Annotated in this window: 12 protein-coding genes; 7 read left to right on the forward strand and 5 right to left on the reverse strand. The window is 56.9% G+C overall.

Annotated elements, in window-relative coordinates:
* Positions 1 to 58: 58 nt before the first annotated feature.
* The 3 genes from AC0V6Q_RS01045 to AC0V6Q_RS01055 all read right to left on the reverse strand — a co-directional run bounded on the left by AC0V6Q_RS01045 (position 59) and on the right by AC0V6Q_RS01055 (position 7,303).
* A complete protein-coding gene (locus AC0V6Q_RS01045) occupies positions 59 to 2,662 on the reverse strand; it encodes an EAL domain-containing protein (RefSeq protein ID WP_486166591.1) in 2,604 nt (867 codons plus the stop codon).
* A 145-nt stretch (positions 2,663 to 2,807) separates the two neighbouring features.
* Positions 2,808 to 3,866: a tetratricopeptide repeat protein gene (locus AC0V6Q_RS01050; protein WP_486166592.1), complete on the reverse strand. Its 1,059-nt coding sequence runs from the start codon at positions 3,864 to 3,866 to the stop codon at positions 2,808 to 2,810.
* Positions 3,867 to 3,928: 62 nt separating this feature from the next.
* A complete protein-coding gene (locus AC0V6Q_RS01055; RefSeq protein WP_486166593.1) occupies positions 3,929 to 7,303 on the reverse strand; it encodes a S8 family peptidase in 3,375 nt (1,124 codons plus the stop codon).
* Between the two features lie 684 nt (positions 7,304 to 7,987).
* Between AC0V6Q_RS01055 and AC0V6Q_RS01060 the strand changes: the two genes are divergently transcribed.
* Genes AC0V6Q_RS01060 through prfH form a run of 3 tightly spaced genes read left to right on the forward strand, consistent with a single transcriptional unit; the run spans position 7,988 to position 10,442 of the window.
* Positions 7,988 to 8,722, forward strand: coding sequence for a hypothetical protein (locus AC0V6Q_RS01060; RefSeq protein ID WP_486166594.1), 735 nt, complete (start codon positions 7,988 to 7,990; stop codon positions 8,720 to 8,722).
* The gene (locus AC0V6Q_RS01065; protein WP_486166595.1) at positions 8,722 to 9,828 is read left to right on the forward strand and encodes an RNA ligase RtcB family protein; all 1,107 of its coding nucleotides are present in this window, start codon (positions 8,722 to 8,724) and stop codon (positions 9,826 to 9,828) included. Before AC0V6Q_RS01060 ends, AC0V6Q_RS01065 begins: the two co-directional genes overlap by 1 nt.
* Positions 9,825 to 10,442, forward strand: coding sequence for a peptide chain release factor H (gene prfH / locus AC0V6Q_RS01070; protein ID WP_486166596.1), 618 nt, complete (start codon positions 9,825 to 9,827; stop codon positions 10,440 to 10,442). The genes AC0V6Q_RS01065 and prfH overlap by 4 nt, the downstream gene beginning before the upstream one ends.
* Before the next feature lie 10 nt (positions 10,443 to 10,452).
* Here the strand turns inward: prfH and AC0V6Q_RS01075 are convergent, their stop codons facing one another.
* Positions 10,453 to 12,000 carry a sodium:solute symporter family transporter gene (locus AC0V6Q_RS01075; protein ID WP_486166597.1) on the reverse strand — a complete coding sequence of 516 codons (1,548 nt, stop codon included), beginning with the start codon at positions 11,998 to 12,000 and terminating at the stop codon, positions 10,453 to 10,455.
* Positions 12,001 to 12,283: 283 nt separating this feature from the next.
* On the opposite strand from AC0V6Q_RS01075, the gene AC0V6Q_RS01080 reads away from it, so the two are divergent.
* Genes AC0V6Q_RS01080 through galK form a run of 4 tightly spaced genes read left to right on the forward strand, consistent with a single transcriptional unit; the run spans position 12,284 to position 18,049 of the window.
* Positions 12,284 to 14,452, forward strand: coding sequence for an alpha-galactosidase (locus AC0V6Q_RS01080; RefSeq protein ID WP_486166598.1), 2,169 nt, complete (start codon positions 12,284 to 12,286; stop codon positions 14,450 to 14,452).
* Entirely contained in the window at positions 14,452 to 15,942 is a 1,491-nt protein-coding gene (gene glpD, locus AC0V6Q_RS01085) for a glycerol-3-phosphate dehydrogenase (RefSeq protein ID WP_486166599.1), read from the forward strand. The genes AC0V6Q_RS01080 and glpD overlap by 1 nt, the downstream gene beginning before the upstream one ends.
* Positions 15,939 to 17,021 carry a galactose-1-phosphate uridylyltransferase gene (locus tag AC0V6Q_RS01090; protein WP_486166600.1) on the forward strand — a complete coding sequence of 361 codons (1,083 nt, stop codon included), beginning with the start codon at positions 15,939 to 15,941 and terminating at the stop codon, positions 17,019 to 17,021. Before glpD ends, AC0V6Q_RS01090 begins: the two co-directional genes overlap by 4 nt.
* Positions 17,018 to 18,049 carry a galactokinase gene (gene galK, locus AC0V6Q_RS01095; protein WP_486166601.1) on the forward strand — a complete coding sequence of 344 codons (1,032 nt, stop codon included), beginning with the start codon at positions 17,018 to 17,020 and terminating at the stop codon, positions 18,047 to 18,049. The genes AC0V6Q_RS01090 and galK overlap by 4 nt, the downstream gene beginning before the upstream one ends.
* Here galK and mobA read toward each other — a convergent pair.
* Positions 18,046 to 18,645: a molybdenum cofactor guanylyltransferase gene (mobA, locus tag AC0V6Q_RS01100; protein WP_486166602.1), complete on the reverse strand. Its 600-nt coding sequence runs from the start codon at positions 18,643 to 18,645 to the stop codon at positions 18,046 to 18,048. The genes galK and mobA overlap by 4 nt on opposite strands.
* Between the last annotated feature and the right edge of the window lie 78 nt (positions 18,646 to 18,723).

An 18,723-nucleotide genomic window follows, 5' to 3' on the forward strand; every position in this document is an offset into this window, starting at 1 on the left:
TGCGGAGCGGATAGGGTGGATCGTAGCCTTACCGGGTCAGGCGCTTCTTAGGCGGATTTCAGGCTGCGGCTTTCTTGGCAGCAGGTGCGTAGTTTTCGCCGGAGCGATTGACCTTGCGCTGTGGGCGTCCGAAGTAGAAGCCCTGGAAGCAATTGCATCCAAGCTCGGCCATTGCTTCGGCTTGTTCTTCGCGTTCGATACCTTCCGCGGTCACGTCGATCTCAAGCGATTGCGCCAGGGCAACGATAGCGGATACGACAGCTTGACTGCGCTGCGAGCCGGCCGCTGCTGCTTGCACGAACTCGCGGTCGATTTTGATCATCGAGAAGTCCATCTTGTCGATGTAATTGAGCGACGAATAGCCGCGTCCAAAATCATCAAGCGCAAACGAGACGCCCAGACTTTGCAGGCTATGCAGCAGTTTTTCGACCTGTTCGTCCATTTCCAGCACAAGGCTCTCTGTCAGCTCCAGCACAAGCCGGTTTGGCTTGAGACCGCTGGCTGCAAGAGCTTGGGCGACGGTTTGCAAGAAATGCGGATCGCCCATCTGCAAGGTGGAAACGTTGACAGCAAGCTTGATATCGTCCGACCATTTCGCTGCTTCGGAGCACGCCTCCCTCAGCATCCAGGCGCCAAGGCGGTCGATAAGACGGCATTCTTCGGCGACAGGAATAAACACTTCTGGTGAGACAATTCCGCGCTCTGGATGCCGCCACCGCATCAAAGCTTCGAAACACATCACGGTTTGGCTGTCGCCTTTTTCGAAGTCTCTTACAATCGGCTGGTAGCAGATCGAAAACTGTCCTTTTTCAAGGGCCGATTCCAGGTCCTTTTCGAGGCTCGAACGGTCCTCCAGCTTTTCACGCATCGTCGGTTCGTAGACTTCGCAGGTTCCACGGCCGCTGTCTTTTGCAGCATAAAGCGCAAGGTCGGCATTGGTCATGTGAACACTGGAATTTACGCCGTCGGTGTTTTGAGCAAGGCCGATCGAGGCACCGATCAGGATTTCAAACCCGTCAATCGCAAAAGGCTCGCAAACCTTATCGATGATGTGATGGGACAATTCGACCGCTTCGTCGATTGTTGATCCTTCAGGCAGAACAAGAGCGAATTCATCGCCGCCCAGGCGTCCGATGACCGCATCTTCGCCTGCTGCCAGGCGGAAACGCTGTGCAACTTGTTCGAGAAGCTGGTCACCTGCGGCGTGACCGAATTCATCGTTGACCTGTTTGAAGCGATCGAGATCGATGAAGGCCAGGATCGGACTGTCATCGCAATTGACACTTGCTGCGATCCGTTGATCGAGAAGAGTCCTGAAGTGGTCGCGCGCATACAGCTCGGTCAGGCTATCGTGCTGGATAACATGAGTCAGTTTCTCGTTGGCTTCCTCGATCTGTTTGCGGCTGCGGTTCACTGCCCTTAGGGACAAAAGCGCCGCTAGAAATGCAATGATCACAAAGGCAATCGCCACCGTCAGAAGGATAACTTGCTGCTGCGTGCTGTTGAGCTCTGCCTCGTTCGCCGCTTTCTCAAGCGACAGTTTTTCGATGCGCAGCTCGCGATTGGCAGCATCAAATCGCGCCGCGAGCAGCGCGTTGTTTGCGGTCGACGAAATCTTGCCCGCTTCACCATCAATCCGGTTAAACGCCGCAAGGTGCTTCAGGGCCAGCTGGTAGTTCTCCGATTCCGAATAGGCTTGATAGGCGGTCTCGTGAAAATCCCGGAAATAGGGCGATGTATTGGCCAGGTCTTCGCCCTCGAATGTGCGACCAAAATACATGCGCGCAGTCCCGGCATTGCCTTTTGCCAAAGCGATCTGTCCTCTTACACCGTAGACAAATGTCAGCCATTCAGGCGCGTTGCTTGACGCGATTGCATTTGCTTGCCGGATAGATTGGTCGGCCGCATCAAGATTGCCTGCAAGATATTGTGCCGACGCGATATTTGTAAGGATACGCGCTTCAAGCAGAGGGCTGTCCATCTGCATCGCAACGCTTAGCGCTTCCTGAAATTCAGCCTCGGCCTCTTCATACCGGCCAAGCTCTTTCAGCGCATTTCCTGTGTTGTTGTGCGCCGACAAAGACAGCGATTTGTCTTCGGGAAACGCGCTTTTCGCTTGTTTGTAATAGCGCAGCACGCGTTCGTAATCGCGCGCATCGGAGTAGAGCGAACCGATGTTCTGTAGTACAATCGCACGGCTGCGATCTTCGCCAAGGGCTTCGTAAAGTTCGTGTGCTTCAAGGAAGCACGACAAAGCCTCGCCATAGTCGCCCTGGCTCACTTTCAAGCTGGCTTCGGACCGCAAAAGGTCTGCGTGAAGCTTGGAGCCCGGAAAATTGGTGGTGATCTCTTTGATCGCTGTGCGAATGGTCTGGGCCGCTTCGTCAGCGCGGTTCAGGCGCATCAGCGCCTCGCCTTTAAGCCATTGTGCAGTGAGGCGCGCTTTCTCTGCTTCGTCGCTGTCGCCGATGACAAGGCGTTCCGCTTTCACTGCGCTTTCCAGCGCAGCTGCGGAATCGGCCATCATCATCGATTTGGCTTCGCCGATAGCGGCTTCAAAATCGGCCTGGTCAGTCGCAGAAGTCGCCAATGCAGGCGATGCGAGCGCCATTAAGGCTGGCGTGGCAAGAAGTGCCAAGCGCTTTGCGCCAATAATAGTCACTACACTTCTCCCACACTGCCAAACTTTCGTCGGCCAGGCCGAAACCTGTGTCTTTGATCCCCCGTCTCGTGACCAAAAACTCTGCACACACCTCTAAAGACTTGGATTCTAGAATATCTGGTTAATACGCGAGGCTTTTTTAGGGTTAGCCGTCGAGCTGGGCGACCTTGGAATTCAGCCTTGTCAAAGCGGCCTTGTGGAGCTCGCTGTGATTTTGCTGACCCGAAGCTGCGTAGATATTGGCAGCGGTCTCGTGGAAATCGCGGAAATGCGCAGCGGTAGCCTCAAGGCTTTCGCCATCGAACGTGCGCTCGATATGCATTTGCGCGGTAGCCAGATTGCCATTTGCCAATTCGATCTGTGCAAGCACTCCATCGACAAACCGGGCCCAGCCAGGTCCATGTTCCTCGGCAAGTGCCATGGCTTGCAGGGCGGTGGCCTTTGCTTCTTCGGCGCGCCCATCGGCAACTTGCACGGCGGCAATGTTGGTCATGATGCGAGCTTCAAGAAGAGGGCTTCCCTTCGCCTTTGCGGCTTCCAAAGCGAGCGCAAAAGAGCTTTCCGCTTCGGAGTAGCGTCCAAGGCCTTTAAGAGCGTTGCCGCTGTTGTTGTGACCCGACAGAGCCAGCGCAGGATCTTCAGGGAATGCTTCGAGTCCCTGTTGGAAGTACATCAGCGCTGAATCGAACTGGCGGGCGCCGGAATAGACCGATCCAATGCTCAGCAGCACGATTGCGCGGCTGCGATTTTCACCAACATCTTGGTAAATTTCCTGAGCCCGTTTGAACGCGGGGAGGGCCACTGAAAACTCACCTTGGCGCGCTTTCAAACTTCCGTGCGAACGCAGCAGGTCGGCATGCAATTTCGAGCCATCGAAATTGTCAGCGGTTTCCGCAAGCGTGAGTTCGATAATCGGTGAAGCTTCGCCTGAACGGTTAAGACGCATCAGAGCTTCGGCTTCGAGCCAGCGAGCCGTCAGCCTCGCTTTTTTCGCGCTCGCGCTTTCCCCTTGAGCGATTTTCCCTGCGTTGCGTGCGTGCTTCAGAGCCTCTGCCGAGTGGCCCATCATTTTCGATTTTGCTTCGCCGATCTCGGCTTCGAATGCAGCTTCCTCTGCCCCTGAGAGTGCTACCGCCGGAGCGCTGACCATCAAGACTGTGGCCGCTGCGATCTTTGTGAGCATTTGTGTGTGTGACTTCAACATTCCCATTACCCCTGAGAGAATTTCCAAACTTTTGACTACCTAAATTAAGAGATATCAGTGGTTTAGAAACTGAGGTTGAAGTTGCCGCCTACGACGAAGCCGGCTTCGTCCGCAGTGTTTCCGGCCGACACATGCCTGCCGAATAAGGCGAAGTCAGATCGGGTACTTACCGGCATCGAGTAGACCGCTTCCGCTGTGATGCGGCGCTTCGTTTCAATGCCGAAAGTTTGCGTGACCATACCGAGTTCGCCGGTTTGACGGTCGATGACCTGCTCGCTGGTGAACTGCAGTTCACCGCGTTCAACCTGAAGTGGTTGAGCAAGCGAGAAACGCAGTGTGTCGCGATTTGAGAGAACGCCGCGCTTGGTGGCCGAAATCTGGCCCGCGGTGCTCATGACGCCGCTTGAGTTCGTCAGGAATTGTTCGCGAGACGTTTCAGTGCGCGCACCGGTCGCTGACATGTCGAGCGAGAAGCCGCTGCCCAGGTCAAACGATGCAGAAACGGTCATGGCTTCGGTTTGTGCGCCATTGCCCAAAAGTGCATCGGAACCAGTTTGCTGACCAAGGACAGCATTGTCCTCGTCCAAACGCGTGTACTGGAAGCCCAGTTTGATGTTGTCATTGACCTTCTGTTCAATGTCGAAAGTCAGAGCCTGAGCCGGACGATCGCCAAATTGACGCTGGAGCAGCACCTGCTGAGGGTTGCTGTTGCTCAGATCATTCCAGCTTTCGCGGTTTTGCGAGAAGCCGACGCGAACGGTGGTCGAAGGCAGGACTTGGAATCCGGCCTGTGCAAAGGTTTCGCCAGAAGCAAGACCAAGCAGCGGGTTAACACCGCCGGTGATCGGATCGTAGTCGCTCTGGATACCGAACTGGTAGCCCGACAGTGCCATCGCGCCTTGGCCGTGGCCAACCATGAAAGACATGTTGCCTTTCGGATTGGTCAAAGTTGCCGCGCCGTGGACCATTTGCAGGCTGCCCTGTTGGTCGAAACGCGGTGCCATGGCGTCAACCCGGAGGTTCCAGCTGTTGCCAATTTCATTGCCGTTCGAACGCACTTCGCTGAAGCCGTCGCGGCCGTTGCCATTGGCGTCGGTGCCACCGCTTTGAATCCAGTTAGTGAAGCGCTGGGTCACATAGTCCTGGAAACGCTCGTTACCACGGCCCAAGGCATCTGTTTTCGTGCCCACGGTGAAGGACGAAACCGGGATCGAGAAATCGCGGTAAGTGCCTGCAACCTGTTCAAAGCCGGTGAAGAAAACCCGGTCGGTTTCCCAGTGGCTTGGAATGCCAGCGGCAAGCAGATCATTCGCCGAAATTGCGAACTTCTGATGCATTTGGGCACTTTTGTTCCAGCGGTGCATCGAGAAGTACATGGAATTGAAATCGAGCGGTGACTGCGATGCGGTCACGTCGAGCAGACCCCAGCCATAAACCTCATCAGGACCAGGCGCGCCCAAATCGCGGGCCGAGCGGAAGATGATCTGAGCCGAAGCTTCGGGAGCCTGCGAAAGCCAGGGCCAACGGTCATGCAAAAGAGCAACCGCGCCCGACACAAGGGGAGCAGCAAACGATGTGCCGTTGTGGCGTGTTACACCGCCGTGACCATCGGAAAGCAGTAGCATTTCACCCGGCGCAACAACAGTGCGCAAGTAAAGCTCGTTACCGGCATTGCATACGCCGTTGTCGAGCAGGCAAGTGCTGCCCGGACGGTTAGAGAATGACGAGATTTCGCCCATCGGATTGACCGAGCCAACGAAGATCGTGCTCGCTGCATCCTCACCATAACGCCACTCGATGTCGACGGTTTGGGTGATACCTTCGTTGCCCGATGCGATCACATAAAGTGTGTCACGGTTGACGCTTTGAATGTCAGTACGCGCAAACATGTCAGCCATGGCTTGCGGGATGACCCAGCCTCTTTCACCAAGCGACATGTTGATGATGCTGGTGCGGCCAAACTGGTTTGCATCCTGCAAACCGCTAGGCTGCATCGCGAGAATGCCGTCCGCGACTTCATTCCAGCCGGAACCGCCAGCCGGATTGAACGGGTTGTAGGTGGCGATGCTTACATCTGGCGCAATGCCCATGACACCGAAACCATCGTGGTCGCCTGCGATCAAGCTTGCAACACCGGCACCGTGACCGCCAACTTCATTGTCAAAGCCGCCAGCAAAAATGATGTTGTTGCTAAGGTCGGTGTCGTTCGAGAAGCTGCCGTCGATAATGCCGATGATTGTATCAGCACCGCGCCCCTGAATCTGGGTGAGCTCCGGAGTCCAGTTGATGGTCGACATCCAGTGGTCAACCGCGTCAATGCCGGAATACAGGTTGATTGAATCGTGCCAGTCAAGCAGCAGCGCGCCGCGCTCTGCAGCGGTCATCACTTCGAGGCTTGCGCGGCTGGTTACGTCAAAGCCGTGACGGCTGAAGATTTCGTCGACCAGAACGCTGAAGTCGTTGCCTGTGCGCGCGGTGTATTCCGCACCGAACTGGCCTTCGGCCTGAGAGATCAGATCGTTGACTGCATTCATCATCAGGCTTGGTGCGCCGTCGCGTACAATGTTGCCAAGCACGTCGTGCTGGATCGCATCAAAGCTCTGGTTCACCGCCTGAATCTGCGAACGGTGGACGTTCCAGAAGTTGCCAAACGATTCAAACCTGCTGGCATCAAACGCGATGATGTCGCCGTAGAACGGGTTGATATCGCCCCAGAACGCGGTGATGTCGCCGTAGAACGGGCTGATGTCGCCGTAGAACGGATTGATATCGCCGTAGAACGGATTGATGTCGCCCCAGAAAGGGTTGATATCGCCCCAGAACGGGTTGATGTCACCCCAGAACGGGTTGATGTCACCGTAGAAAGGCGAAAGGCTGCGAAGGGTCACAACACCGGTTTCGGTGGCGCCCGGAAGCTGTAGCGTTGTTGACACCAGGCTACCGCTGAGGTCGCCGGCGAAGTTGACGTTGTAAACGGCCTGCTGTGCGTCCTGGCTAAGGCCGAAGGTCGCAGAGTGTGCAGCGGTGTCGCCATAGCCAAGCGATACAGCATTGATGATCGGGCTGGAGTTTGCAGACTGGAACGGTGTGAATGCGGGAATGGGTGTATTCACGAAGCCGTCATCACCATCGCTGGTGAAGTCTACATCATAGATAGCCTGCTGGATATCATCGCTCAAAGCGACCTTGGACACATCCTCAAGCGCCGCGATCTCGATCGTGGCGATGGTATCGTCAAGCCGCTTTTGATCGACTGCACTGATGAGGAGCGCTGAGCTCTCTGTCTCGTGCGTGCCTTCCTGCGCGACTGTAACAGTTGCCACAGATGGGTCGAACGCCACTGCAATATCTGCAGTCCTCTCATTAGCGTGCGCTGCGCTCATGGCCGATACGGCCAGAGCGATGCCTGCTGTGCTACGTGCGAGTTGAGCTTTCATAATTACACCAAAAATTCCCTCGGGACGGAACTATTCCATCTCGTTAGCCACTGTTCTAGCGGGCAGAGTTGGTGATGCGGTTCATGGGCTTAGTTAAGATTTTAAGAAGTTCACGATTGGCCGCCGGGGGCAAATTCCGGCTCCAAATTTCGGGAATTGGCAAAAGGATGGGCAACAGGATCGTTAAGACCAAGTGAACGCGCGAAACCGGCGTGCCGGTGGAAGGAGTAAAGACTTTGCCGGTGTTAACTCAAGCGGTCGGTCTTTGGGGGCGTTTGCGAATCAGGCTGGCTAGCTGAAAAGCGATCCATCCCATTGGTGTAATTGGCCTTTAATGCCGGTCGGCAAGATGGCTTGATTGCCCTGCGGAGGCGTTATTCGCGCGCTAATTGCCGCGCTCTCAACGGATGCGTGCTTGCTTTTCCCGAATGCCTCGCATAGGAGCGCCGCCCTGACGCAATTGTTCATTATCAAAGAAGGGAATGCATCATGCAAAACGCACTGTATCGCAAAGCAATCACTTCACGAAAATTTGATACTCAGGAACAATTGTCATGGGCAATTCGATCCCGGTTGGGTGCGCGCACCTAACCAATGTTAGCCGACTGTATAACAGGGCGGCAAATACTCTTCATCTTCGGCTGACACTGGCCTTCTCGTCTTTTCAAAACGGGGGGATGAGCCATGCGCGCTGATATGTTCAAGGTCATCGTTGAGCGCCCTCGCTGGGCGTCTCGCCATGCACCTGCTGTTAAACTCAAGAAGGACGTAAGCTTTGATCGCAAATTCGTAGGCCTGAAACGCCACGCGTGGGAACAAGCGCGATACACGAAATCCCTCAGCGAAAACCTCGCACCGTTAAAGCGTTATCTGCATAAGCAACGCGGCCGCCGGTGGGATGATGTTTTCAGCGAGATATGCCAGTCTCTCGACACCACCAGCACGGTGAAGATGCATGTGCGCGAGCATGTGGAGGACTTCATCATGGTGCGCATTTGTGTGGACAGGCAAGGTATATGGCTGGGCCAGCACAGATGGCGCGGGACGCAGCCTCTCGATCGGTGGTGGCCGGACCTTTATGTCGATCCCGACGATGGCATTGTCAAGGAAACGGACGCTCTTCGCGGTGCGCTAGGGCTACCGTTACGGCGTGCCTTTGTCCGCGCCTGTACCTGCTATCCCCAAGGGCCGTTTGCTGATTTCAGGCGGCTTTGCGAAACTTCGATCCTGATCAAGCGCAAGGGGCTCTGGTTCCACTGCGAACTGGACCGCGACCCGAAATGTGGTGACGCTCAGCTGCGTTTCGAACTTATCGAGAAGCAGTGGGAAACGCATGAACGATGGAAGGTCGTCAAGATGGCTCAGCTTTCGAGCAAGGCATTGAAGCGCCATGGGCTGCGCAATTGTGGGGAGGCATAATGATGACGAGTAGTGTTGAGATTATCGCCTCAACGGCGAGTTGGATCGAGCAATCGGCCATCGATCAATTGCACCGAACCGCGCAGCTTGAGGGGATCGAGCGCGCGGTTGGGCTCCCCGACCTTCACGCCGGGCGAGGGATACCCATCGGAGCGGCTTTCTGGTCCAGCACTCATGCTCACCCGCATTTGATCGGCAACGATATCGGATGTGGTATGGCGCTGTGGCTAACCGATATCAGCGCTGGCAAATTCAAGCTGGACAGGGCGGTGAAGAAGCTCACCGGCCTCGATAATCCATGGGCAGGCGACCATCTTGCCAGATTGGAGCGCGCAGGCCTGCCCGGGGACCTTGCAGGAGAGGCCTTGGGCACGATTGGAGGTGGCAATCACTTTGCCGAATTCCAGAAGGTCGAGGCCATCATTGATGAAGAGCAATTCGGTCACATGGGCCTGGACCCCTCGCTGCTCTTTCTCCTGGTCCACAGCGGGTCCAGAGGGTTGGGCCATGCCATTCAGGAGGATCACACCCGGCGCTTTAGTGCCGAAGGGCTGAGCGTGTCGAGCGAAGCCTTTGCGCTATATCTGACCCGGCACGACCAGGCGATGACATGGGCGCGGCTCAACCGCGACATCATTGCAGAGCGGTTTCTTGGAAAGCTGGGCGCTAAGGCCCAGCTCAAGCTGGATATCTTCCATAACAGCCTGACACGCCATCAAAACGGATGGCTCCACCGCAAGGGCGCAGCGTCTGCTGACAAGGGCCCGATTGTCATTCCCGGTTCGCGCGGAAGCATGACCTATCTGGTCCTTCCCAAGGAGGAAAAAGCGGACATGGCTTTGCATTCGCTTGCTCACGGGGCGGGCCGCAAATGGCCGCGCAGCAGCGCAAAGGCAAAACTGGGCCGGAAAATCACCGTTGCGGAGCTTGAGAGAACGAGCCTTGGCGGCAGAGTGTTGTGCGAGGACAATCAATTGATCTTTGAAGAGGCCCCGCAAGCCTACAAGGATATCGAGACGGTCATTTCGGACCTTGAGCAGGCCGGATTGATCTCTGTCATCGCAGTCATGCGCCCTGTCATCACTTACAAAACGAGGCGGAAATGAAAGAGGTCATCTTGCATCTCTCGGCGGGGCAGGGGCCAAAGGAATGCCAATGGGTTGTTGCCAATTTGGCCCGGGTTTTTGCCAAGGAAGCAAAGGCACAAGGGTTGGATTGCAACCTGCTTGAGTGCTCTGGCGATACGGCAGCTTCGGTGTTGTTGTCGGTCGAAGGGCAGGGCTGTGAGAGTTTCGCAGCCGAACGCATTGGGACCATCCGCTGGATCGGGAACAGCCCATTCAGGCCGCGCCATAAACGCAAAAACTGGTATGCCGGTGTGAGCATGGCACCAGCTCCCGATGATACGCCTCACTTGCGGGATGAGGATATCAAATACCAGGCCATCCGGGCTTCGGGGCCCGGCGGTCAGCATGTCAACAAAACCGATAGCGCGGTTCGCGCAACCCACGGTCCAACCGGCCTTTCAGTGGTCTCTCAAGAGCAGCGCTCGCAGTTTGCGAATAAGAAAATCGCCCGGCTGAAACTTGCAATCGCGCTTCAAGAAGAGAGCGAGGAAAGCAAAGCCAGCTCAAAGACAGATCTTTGGAGGCAAAACCGCGATCTTGAACGCGGGAACGAGGTGCGGTGTTATGAGGGCATAAAGTTCAAGTTGCGATGAACTGTGCGATCTATGCAGCCTTGGCGCGCCCGAAACCGACAAACTGCGCGGTTTTTCCAAACGCCACTTTGTTGGTGAACAGCGCCACGGCTATCGATGAGAAAAGCACAAAGACCATCACGTCGATGTAGTGCAGCCAATCGAGGTCGAGGTAGCGGTAATAGGTCGTGCCGCCCCACATCTCCTGATCGGTGTAGAGGAAGAAGGTGTGGAAGGCGTAGATGCCAACGCCGTACACCAGCCCCGCAACCGCTGCGCGCGCGTCCATATTGCGGAACAATAGGGCCGCTGCGAAGGCTGAGAGTATTGGCATGGACAACAGACCGTTCAGCTGTTGCAGAAGGTCGATAATGCTCTCCGCATTGGCATAGAGCGGGACCAGCACAATCGAGACGAGCATCGCGGCAATGCCGACCTTGCGGTTCAACTTCACCACATCGACATTTTCATTGATGAACTTGCGGTGGAAATCGACTGACCACAGTGTGATCGTTGCGTTCATAACGGCGGAATAGGTGGTGAGGACAGCGGCTGCGATCATCGCGGCAAAAAGCCCGCTGGTCCAGCCGGGAAGGACCTGATCGACAAGCATCCCGTATGCCTTGTCACCCACGCCGCCGAACAGTTTATAGGCGACCACGCCGGGGATCACGACGATAGGCGGCACGATCAGCACGCGGATAATCGCGGCTGCCATAATCCCCTTTTGCGCCTCTTTGACGTTCGGCGCGGCGAGCGCTTTTTGCGTGATATTCTGATTGGTGGACCAGTAGAAAATCTGGATAAAGATCATGCCCGTGAACAGCGTGTGCCACGGTATCTGAGAATTGTTGTCGCCAACCATCGACAAGCGTTCTGCCGGGATGCCTGAAAAATCGAAACCGATCGTTTGCAGCGCCAGGAATACCACCACAAGTGCAAGGCCTAGAATGCCAATCCCGCTGTAGGTATCGAGCACAGCCACGGCGCGAAGACCGCCCAAAATGGCGTAAGCTGCACCAACGATGGCTAATATGGCAGCAATCATCAGCAGGCTTGTGTCGAGGCCTGTGCTGTCGGTGGCTCGTCCGCCTTCTATCGTCACGATTTCTCCAACACCAAGCCCAAACAAAGATTGGATAAACAGCGCGCCGCTGTAAATCACCGCGGGCAGGTAGATAAATACATTGCCCGCAAGGAACAGGCCGGAGATGACGGTGCGGATGCTGCCGCCGTCGTACTTCTTTTCGAGAAGCTCGGTCACCGTGGTGCATTTCTCGCGGTAGTAAATCGGCACAAACACAAAGGCGAGCAGCATGAGGCCGATAAAGCCTGCAATCTCCCACCATGCGAGAAGGAACATCTGCGCCCCGTTCATGCCGACAAGTTGATCGGTGGACAGGTTGGTTAGCGTGATCGCGCCTGCGACAAAGAACCAGCTTAGCCCTCCGCCAGCGAGAAAGATTTCCTTATCCGCTGAAGCATGGCTTGCCGCTTTGGCTGCGGCCACTTTGGCCCAGGTGAAATAGGCAAGGGCGATCATCAGCCCGAAGAACACAGCGACCTGTAAAACGTCCATTTTGGCTTTCTCTCCCCGGCGCCTGCTTCTGCCCGTTTTTGCGCATCGCGGCAGGCGTTCGCGTCCTCTTTTTCAACTAAGTGCCAAGTCAGCAAGGCCTGCACCGCAAAAATCTCGAGAGTGAATCTCTTCTGCGCTGCGACAGTTGCGCTCTTGCCGGCATTTTGAAAGGCTCAGGGGCAAACATCGATTTCCCTCATCGCCAAATGCAGAAAATCACAATATGCGGGAAAACGCAGAAGCGTCCGGGCGAGGCGTCGAGATTGGAAAGAGAAGCGCTTTGATGGCAAACAAGCCCCTGTCTTTAAACGAGGGAGTGATCACACTGGCTGGCGGCGGTGTGCTTGTTGTCATTGATGCTCAAAAACACGCCCGGCCCAAAATCCTCTACTGCGGACCCGACATCGTGGGCGTGGATGCGACCCAGCTCAGGCTGCTGTCGTGCTGGCAATATGTTCATGGCGGCGCAGGCGAGGAGCGTCCTCTCACGCTTTCAAACGAATTTGCCACCGGAACGCTCGCGCCTCCGGGGCTTATCGCCAGCAGGCAAGGCGAAGACTGGGCGATTGACCTGCGGGTCGAGGACGTGCGGGTCTCGGGTACTTCGGGCGTCACAATCGAGTGCAGTGACAAGCGCACCAAGGTTGGCGCAGCCTACAGATTGCAGCTTGATCCCATAACGGGAGTTTTGACCTGCAGCACCCGGATCAAGAACAATGGTGACGCACCGCTTTGCTTAGAATGGTGCGCTGGCGTTACGATCCCGCTCGACCCGAGGCTGAGCGAGATCATGGGGTTTTCTGGTCGTTGGGCGGGTGAATTCCAAACAGAGGAAATTGGCGCTTTCCAAGGCAGCTATGTGCGCGAGAACATGGCGGGCCGGACCAGTCACGAGTGTTTCCCCGGCCTGATTCTGAAGGCCCCCGAAGCGTGCGAAGGGCACGGCCTTGCCTGCGGTTTTCACCTTGCATGGAGTGGCAATCATCGCCTTCGCGTGGACCGCTTGCCCGATGGACGTTCTGCCCTACAAATGGGCGAGCTTTTGTGGCCGGGTGAAATACGCCTCGCAGCAGGGGAAAGCTACCGGACACCCGATGTCTTGGCCACATGGTCAAACCGCGGTGTGGGCGGGGTGAGCGAGGCGTTTCACGCGCATCTTTCAAAGGTGATCCTCGACAAACGGACGGCGGCGAGACCGCGTCCCGTCCACTTCAATACGTGGGAAGCGGTCTACTTCTTGCACGACCAAAACCACATCATCGAGCTTGCCCAAATGGCAGCGTCGGTGGGTGCGGAGCGTTTCGTGCTGGATGATGGATGGTTCGGCGCTCGCCGCAGCGACAAGGCGGGGCTTGGCGATTGGTGGGTTTCGCCCGATGTTTACCCGCAAGGCCTCCACCCCATCGTCGATAAAGTGCGCGAGCTGGGCATGGAATTTGGCCTTTGGTTTGAACCTGAAATGGTCAATCCGGACAGCGACCTTTACCGCGCACATCCCGATTGGGTGCTCGAAGCGCCCGGTGTCGACGCAATCGCTTTTCGCAATCAGCTGACCTTGAACCTTAGCAAGCCAGAGGTCGCCGATTACCTTTTTGAGAAGATCGCGGCCCTCGTTGATGAATACCGTATCGATTACATCAAATGGGACATGAACCGCGATTGCCACCACCCCGGCAATTCAGGCGCAGGCGGCGCGCGCGCTGCGATGCATTTGCAAACCTCGGGCGTCTATTGCCTGATTGATCGCCTGCGCGACGCTTTCCCGACCCTCGAGATTGAAAGCTGTTCATCAGGCGGGGCGAGGGCGGACTTTGGCATCTTGCAGCGCACCGACCGTATCTGGACGTCGGACAACAATGATGCCCGCGACCGCCAGCATATCCAGAAGGGCGCGTCCTACTTTTTCCCCTTGCGCGTTCTGGGAAGCCATGTGGGGCCAAAGAAATGCCACATTACCGGACGGCGGTTCTCCATGGAATTTCGCGTAGCGAGCGCGATCTTTGGTCATATGGGACTGGAGCTTAATCTTCAGCTTGAGAGCGAGGCGGATCGGGCTGTTCTGGCCAAGGGGATCGCACTTTATAAAGAGCACCGCGCGCTCCTTCACTCCGGCACATTCCACCGCGTTCCATTCGCGCCCCACGCGAATGTCGTCGGAGTCGTTTCCAAGAGCCAGGCAGAGGCGCTTTTCAGCTATGCTCTGCTGGACTCGCGTCCCCGAACAGCGCCAGACCGGCTGTTCTTCAAGGGGCTTGATGCATCGCGCCAATACCGCGTGAGGATCATCTGGCCCACTACCGATCCGTCAATCACGACGCCTTCCATTGTGGAAGCGGGTGATTTGATGGGTAAGGGCGCGATTTTCTCTGGCGCTGCCTTGATGCAATTCGGTATGCAAACTCCGCCGCTTCATCCCGATAGCGCCGTGATCTACCACCTCGAAGAGGCCTGATGTCCCAAACACCTGAATACGACTTGCTGATTATTGGCGGAGGCATCAATGGTGCCGGAATTGCCCGCGATGCAGCCGGGCGCGGTCTTAAAGTGCTTCTGGTCGAGATGAATGACCTTGCCAGCCACACGTCGAGCGCGTCGACCAAGCTGATCCACGGCGGGCTTCGATACCTTGAGCATATGGAATTTCGCCTTGTGCGCGAAAGTCTGATCGAGCGGGAGCGTATCCTCAAAATCGCGCCCCACATCGTGTGGCCGATGCGCTTTGTCTTGCCGCATGACAAAGGCCTGCGTCCCAAGTGGATGCTGCGGCTGGGATTGTTCCTGTATGACAATCTGGGCGGGCGCAAATTGCTGCCAGCGACAAAGACGGTGAACTTGCGCAAGGGCCCCCATGCGAAAACGCTCGAAGACCGGTTGGTCAGCGGGTTTGAATATTCCGATTGCTGGGTCGAAGATGCGCGGCTGGTTGTGCTCAATTGCATGGACGCAAAAGAACGCGGGGCGACCATTGCTACACACACACGATGCAGCGGCCTGACGCGCGTGGATGGGCAATGGGAAGCGACGCTCAAAAGCGATGCGGACGAGGAAACCGTGCGCGCAAAGACCGTCATCAATGCGGCAGGGCCCTGGGTTGATGAGGTGCTGGGCAAGGCGAAAAAGGGCGAACACAAAGACCATGTGCGTCTGGTTCAGGGAAGCCATCTGGTCTTCCCCAAACTCTTCGACCACGATGAGGCATACATCTTCCAGAACAAGGACAACCGGATCATCTTCGCGGTTCCTTATGAGCGGGACTTTACGCTTGTCGGGACTACCGATGTCCTGTGGGAAGAGGACCCGGCGAAGGTCACGATCTCGGACGATGAAAAGCGGTATCTGTGCGATGCGCTCAACGAATATTTGCGCGTCGATGTGACCCCGGATCAGGCGGTGTGGGACTATTCAGGCGTCCGCCCGCTGTATGACGATCACAAGTCTGACAACTCGACTGTCACACGCGATTATGTGTTTGATCTGGACGAGGCGGACGGTGCGCGGGTGCTTTCGATCTTCGGCGGAAAGATCACAACCTATCGCAAACTTGCCGAGCATGCGCTCGAAAAGCTTGGCGTGGGCGGCGAAGCCTGGACGGCGGACAAGGCGCTTCCGGGCGGTGATTTTGATCCGATGCAATTCGACCAATTGGTTGCCGATTTTCACAGGCAATACGCTTGGGCCGATGAGCGCATGCTGCGCCGTCTGCTGCGCGCCTATGGAACGCGGGTTCACACATTGCTCGATGGCGTCACCAGCGTGAATGGGCTGGGTGAGCACCTTGGCGGTGATCTTTATGCGCGTGAGCTTGAATATCTGTGCGAGCATGAATTTGTCCGCGATGCCGAGGATGCGCTCTGGCGGCGGAGCAAATTGGGCCTGCATCTGGACGAAACTGCCCATAACAAAGTCGCCGCGTGGTTTGCGGGTCGCAAGGCTGCGCAGTGAGCACCGCCGTTCCCTTGGCGCGCAGTTTGGGCAGCAAGCCGACCTATGTGCGCGAGCACCGCAAGGCCGACGGGCGGATGCTTCGGCTTTATGGGCGAGAGGCTCATTCGCTTGAGCCTTCTGCGGAAAGCGCGGACCCCGTCGCGCAAGGGGGAGAGCTGCGCTATCATCCCTTGCGCGCCGAATGGAACGTCTATGCAGCCCACCGCCAGAACCGGACATTCAAACCTTCTGCCGCAGATGACCCGCTCGCACCAACGGTTGCTGGCGGGGTAGAGACGGAAATTCCTTTTGCCGACTTTGAGTTGGCGATTTTCGAGAACAAATTTGCCGCTTTCCACCATTCGGCAAGCGATGCGGTGAGCCTCGCTGGTATGGCTTGCGAACCAGCCAAAGGCGCGTGCGATGTGGTTGTCTATGCGCCCGATGCGAGCGGGAGCCTGCACACCATCGGGCAGGACCGAAGGCGCGTTCTGATTGCCGCTCTTATCGACCGCTATGGCGCTTTGTTTGAGGCGGGCTGTAATCACGTCCTCCCGTTCGAAAATCGCGGTGACGAAGTGGGCGTTACGCTGCACCACCCGCACGGACAGATTTACGGGTTCGAGCGCACGCCGGTCATCCAGCAGCGCGCGGTTGATGCCTTTGCGGGCGGCTATGACCTTGCCGCAGAAATAGCGGAATGCATGCCCGATTACGGGCTGGGTGAGGAGGGCGGTGTGGCCGCTTTTGTTCCGCGATTTGCGCGCTTCCCGTACGAGGTGTGGCTCGCTCCCAAACGACGCCGCGAGGGGCCTTGGGATTGCAGTGACGAGGAACTTGAGGGCTTGGCCTTTTGGCTGGGCGAAATGACGCGCCGCTATGATGCGCTATTTGACGGGCCAGCCGCGACCATGATGGCGTTCCATGCCGCGCCGCGTGGTGGTTCTGATGGGTATCATTTTACCGTGCAATTCTACCCGCTTTTGCGCGCGAAGGGCCGGGTCAAATATCTCGCATCGGTCGAGCAGCACACGGGCACCTTCACGGTCGATGTGATGCCAGAGACGGCGGTGCAGATGTTGCGAGACGTGGCATGACCGGTTTCGCAAGCGCGCCTGGCCGGGTTAACCTGATCGGCGAGCACATTGACTACAACGGCGGCATGGTCCTGCCTGCTGCGCTATCGGTTGGTGTGAGCGTCGAATTGGAGCCGCGCGAGGATGACGGCGTCCATGTTTCGGCTGATCAATATGATGCGCCTGCCAAGCGACAACTGTCCGAAGACGCTACAGGCGATTGGTCAGATCCAAGCGTCGGCGCCCTTCGCGAGGCCAATGCCCTTGGGCTGCTTAGCGGCGGGGCTAACCTCATAATCCGCTCTGACATTCCGCAAGGGGCGGGGATTTCCTCCTCTGCTGCGTTGACTGTCGCAATCCTGAAAGCGGCGCGCGATGCGTCCGACGCGAGTGTTCTCACTGACCTAGACATCGCTATCGCCGCGCGCCGGGTTGAGAACGAATATCTGGGCGTCCCTTGCGGTATTATGGATCAGTTCGCTGTGGCGATTGCGACGCCGGGCAAAGCAATGGCGCTAGACACGGCATCGCTTGAATATGAACTGTTGGACTTGCCCGCGAACCACACATTTGTAGTCATCCATTCGGGTGTTTCGCGCAAACTGACCGACGGGCGATACAAGGAACGCAAGGTCGAATGCGACGAGGCCAAGGCCTACTTCAAAACTGACAATTTGTGCGCAGCTGAGCCTGAGGATATCATCGCATCTTCCTTGCACGAGGCTGCTCGCAAACGGGCGCTTCATTGCGCAACCGAACACCGCAGGGTCCTTGCAACCGTCGACGCCCTGAAAGCGGGCGATGTCGAAACAATCGGCGCAATGATGAATGAAAGCCACGTCTCCATGCGAGATGATTTCGAGATGTCTGTTGCGCCAATTGATACGCTTGTTGCCTCTGCTGTCGAGGTCGGTGCATTGGGTGCGCGGCTCACGGGCGGCGGTTTTGGCGGGTGCATTGTGGCACTGGTCGAAAAGACGCGCAAAGAGGAATGGTCGGCCCACTTGATGGAGGCGCATCGCGATGCCTGGTTCGTCTGCGAAGCCTAGGCAGTCCTCGAAAACTGTTCGGCAAGCGCCAAATCTTGTTGCGTGTTGACGTTCCAGAACGGGTCCACGCCATCCGGCCCGTGCTCAAACAGAGCGACTTTCGCCCCGCAATACTCTGTCCAGCCGTGTGCAGAGCGCTTGCCCCTTTCCAGGTAGGCCCCGAGCGTTTCCGACTGCGACGCATTCCAGATGCCGTTCACCGGATGCCAGCGTTCTTTGGTTGCGGCGATTGAGGGGGCTCCCGATGCGTTCAGCCTTGTGACAAGGTTGAGCGGCGCAAAAGGCTGATCGACCGCCAGCGTGATGACGGTTTCAAAACCCTCCTGCGATGCCCATTCAAGCGCAATGTAAATCCCGGCAAGCGGTCCGGCACCTTCCCATGATGTGCCACGCAGCAGCGGGAGACCAAGCTCTTTGAATGCCTCGGCATTGCCCGTGTTGATGGCAATCGGGCCGATTGTCTGACCGTGCAACCGGTCCAGAACATGTTCCACCATGGGCCGACCATCAAGCACGGCAAGCGCCTTGTCAGCGCCAAAACGCCGCGATGCGCCGCCAGCCAGAATGCAAATCGGGTTGTCTGGTTTCTGCGCCATGGTGCGCCCCCTAATTGCAGCCGGCTTGCTTGCAAAGGGGCAGGTCTTCACCCAAGACCGCACACAACCTCTCATTCA

Source organism: Erythrobacter sp. S227 (assembly GCF_057364925.1).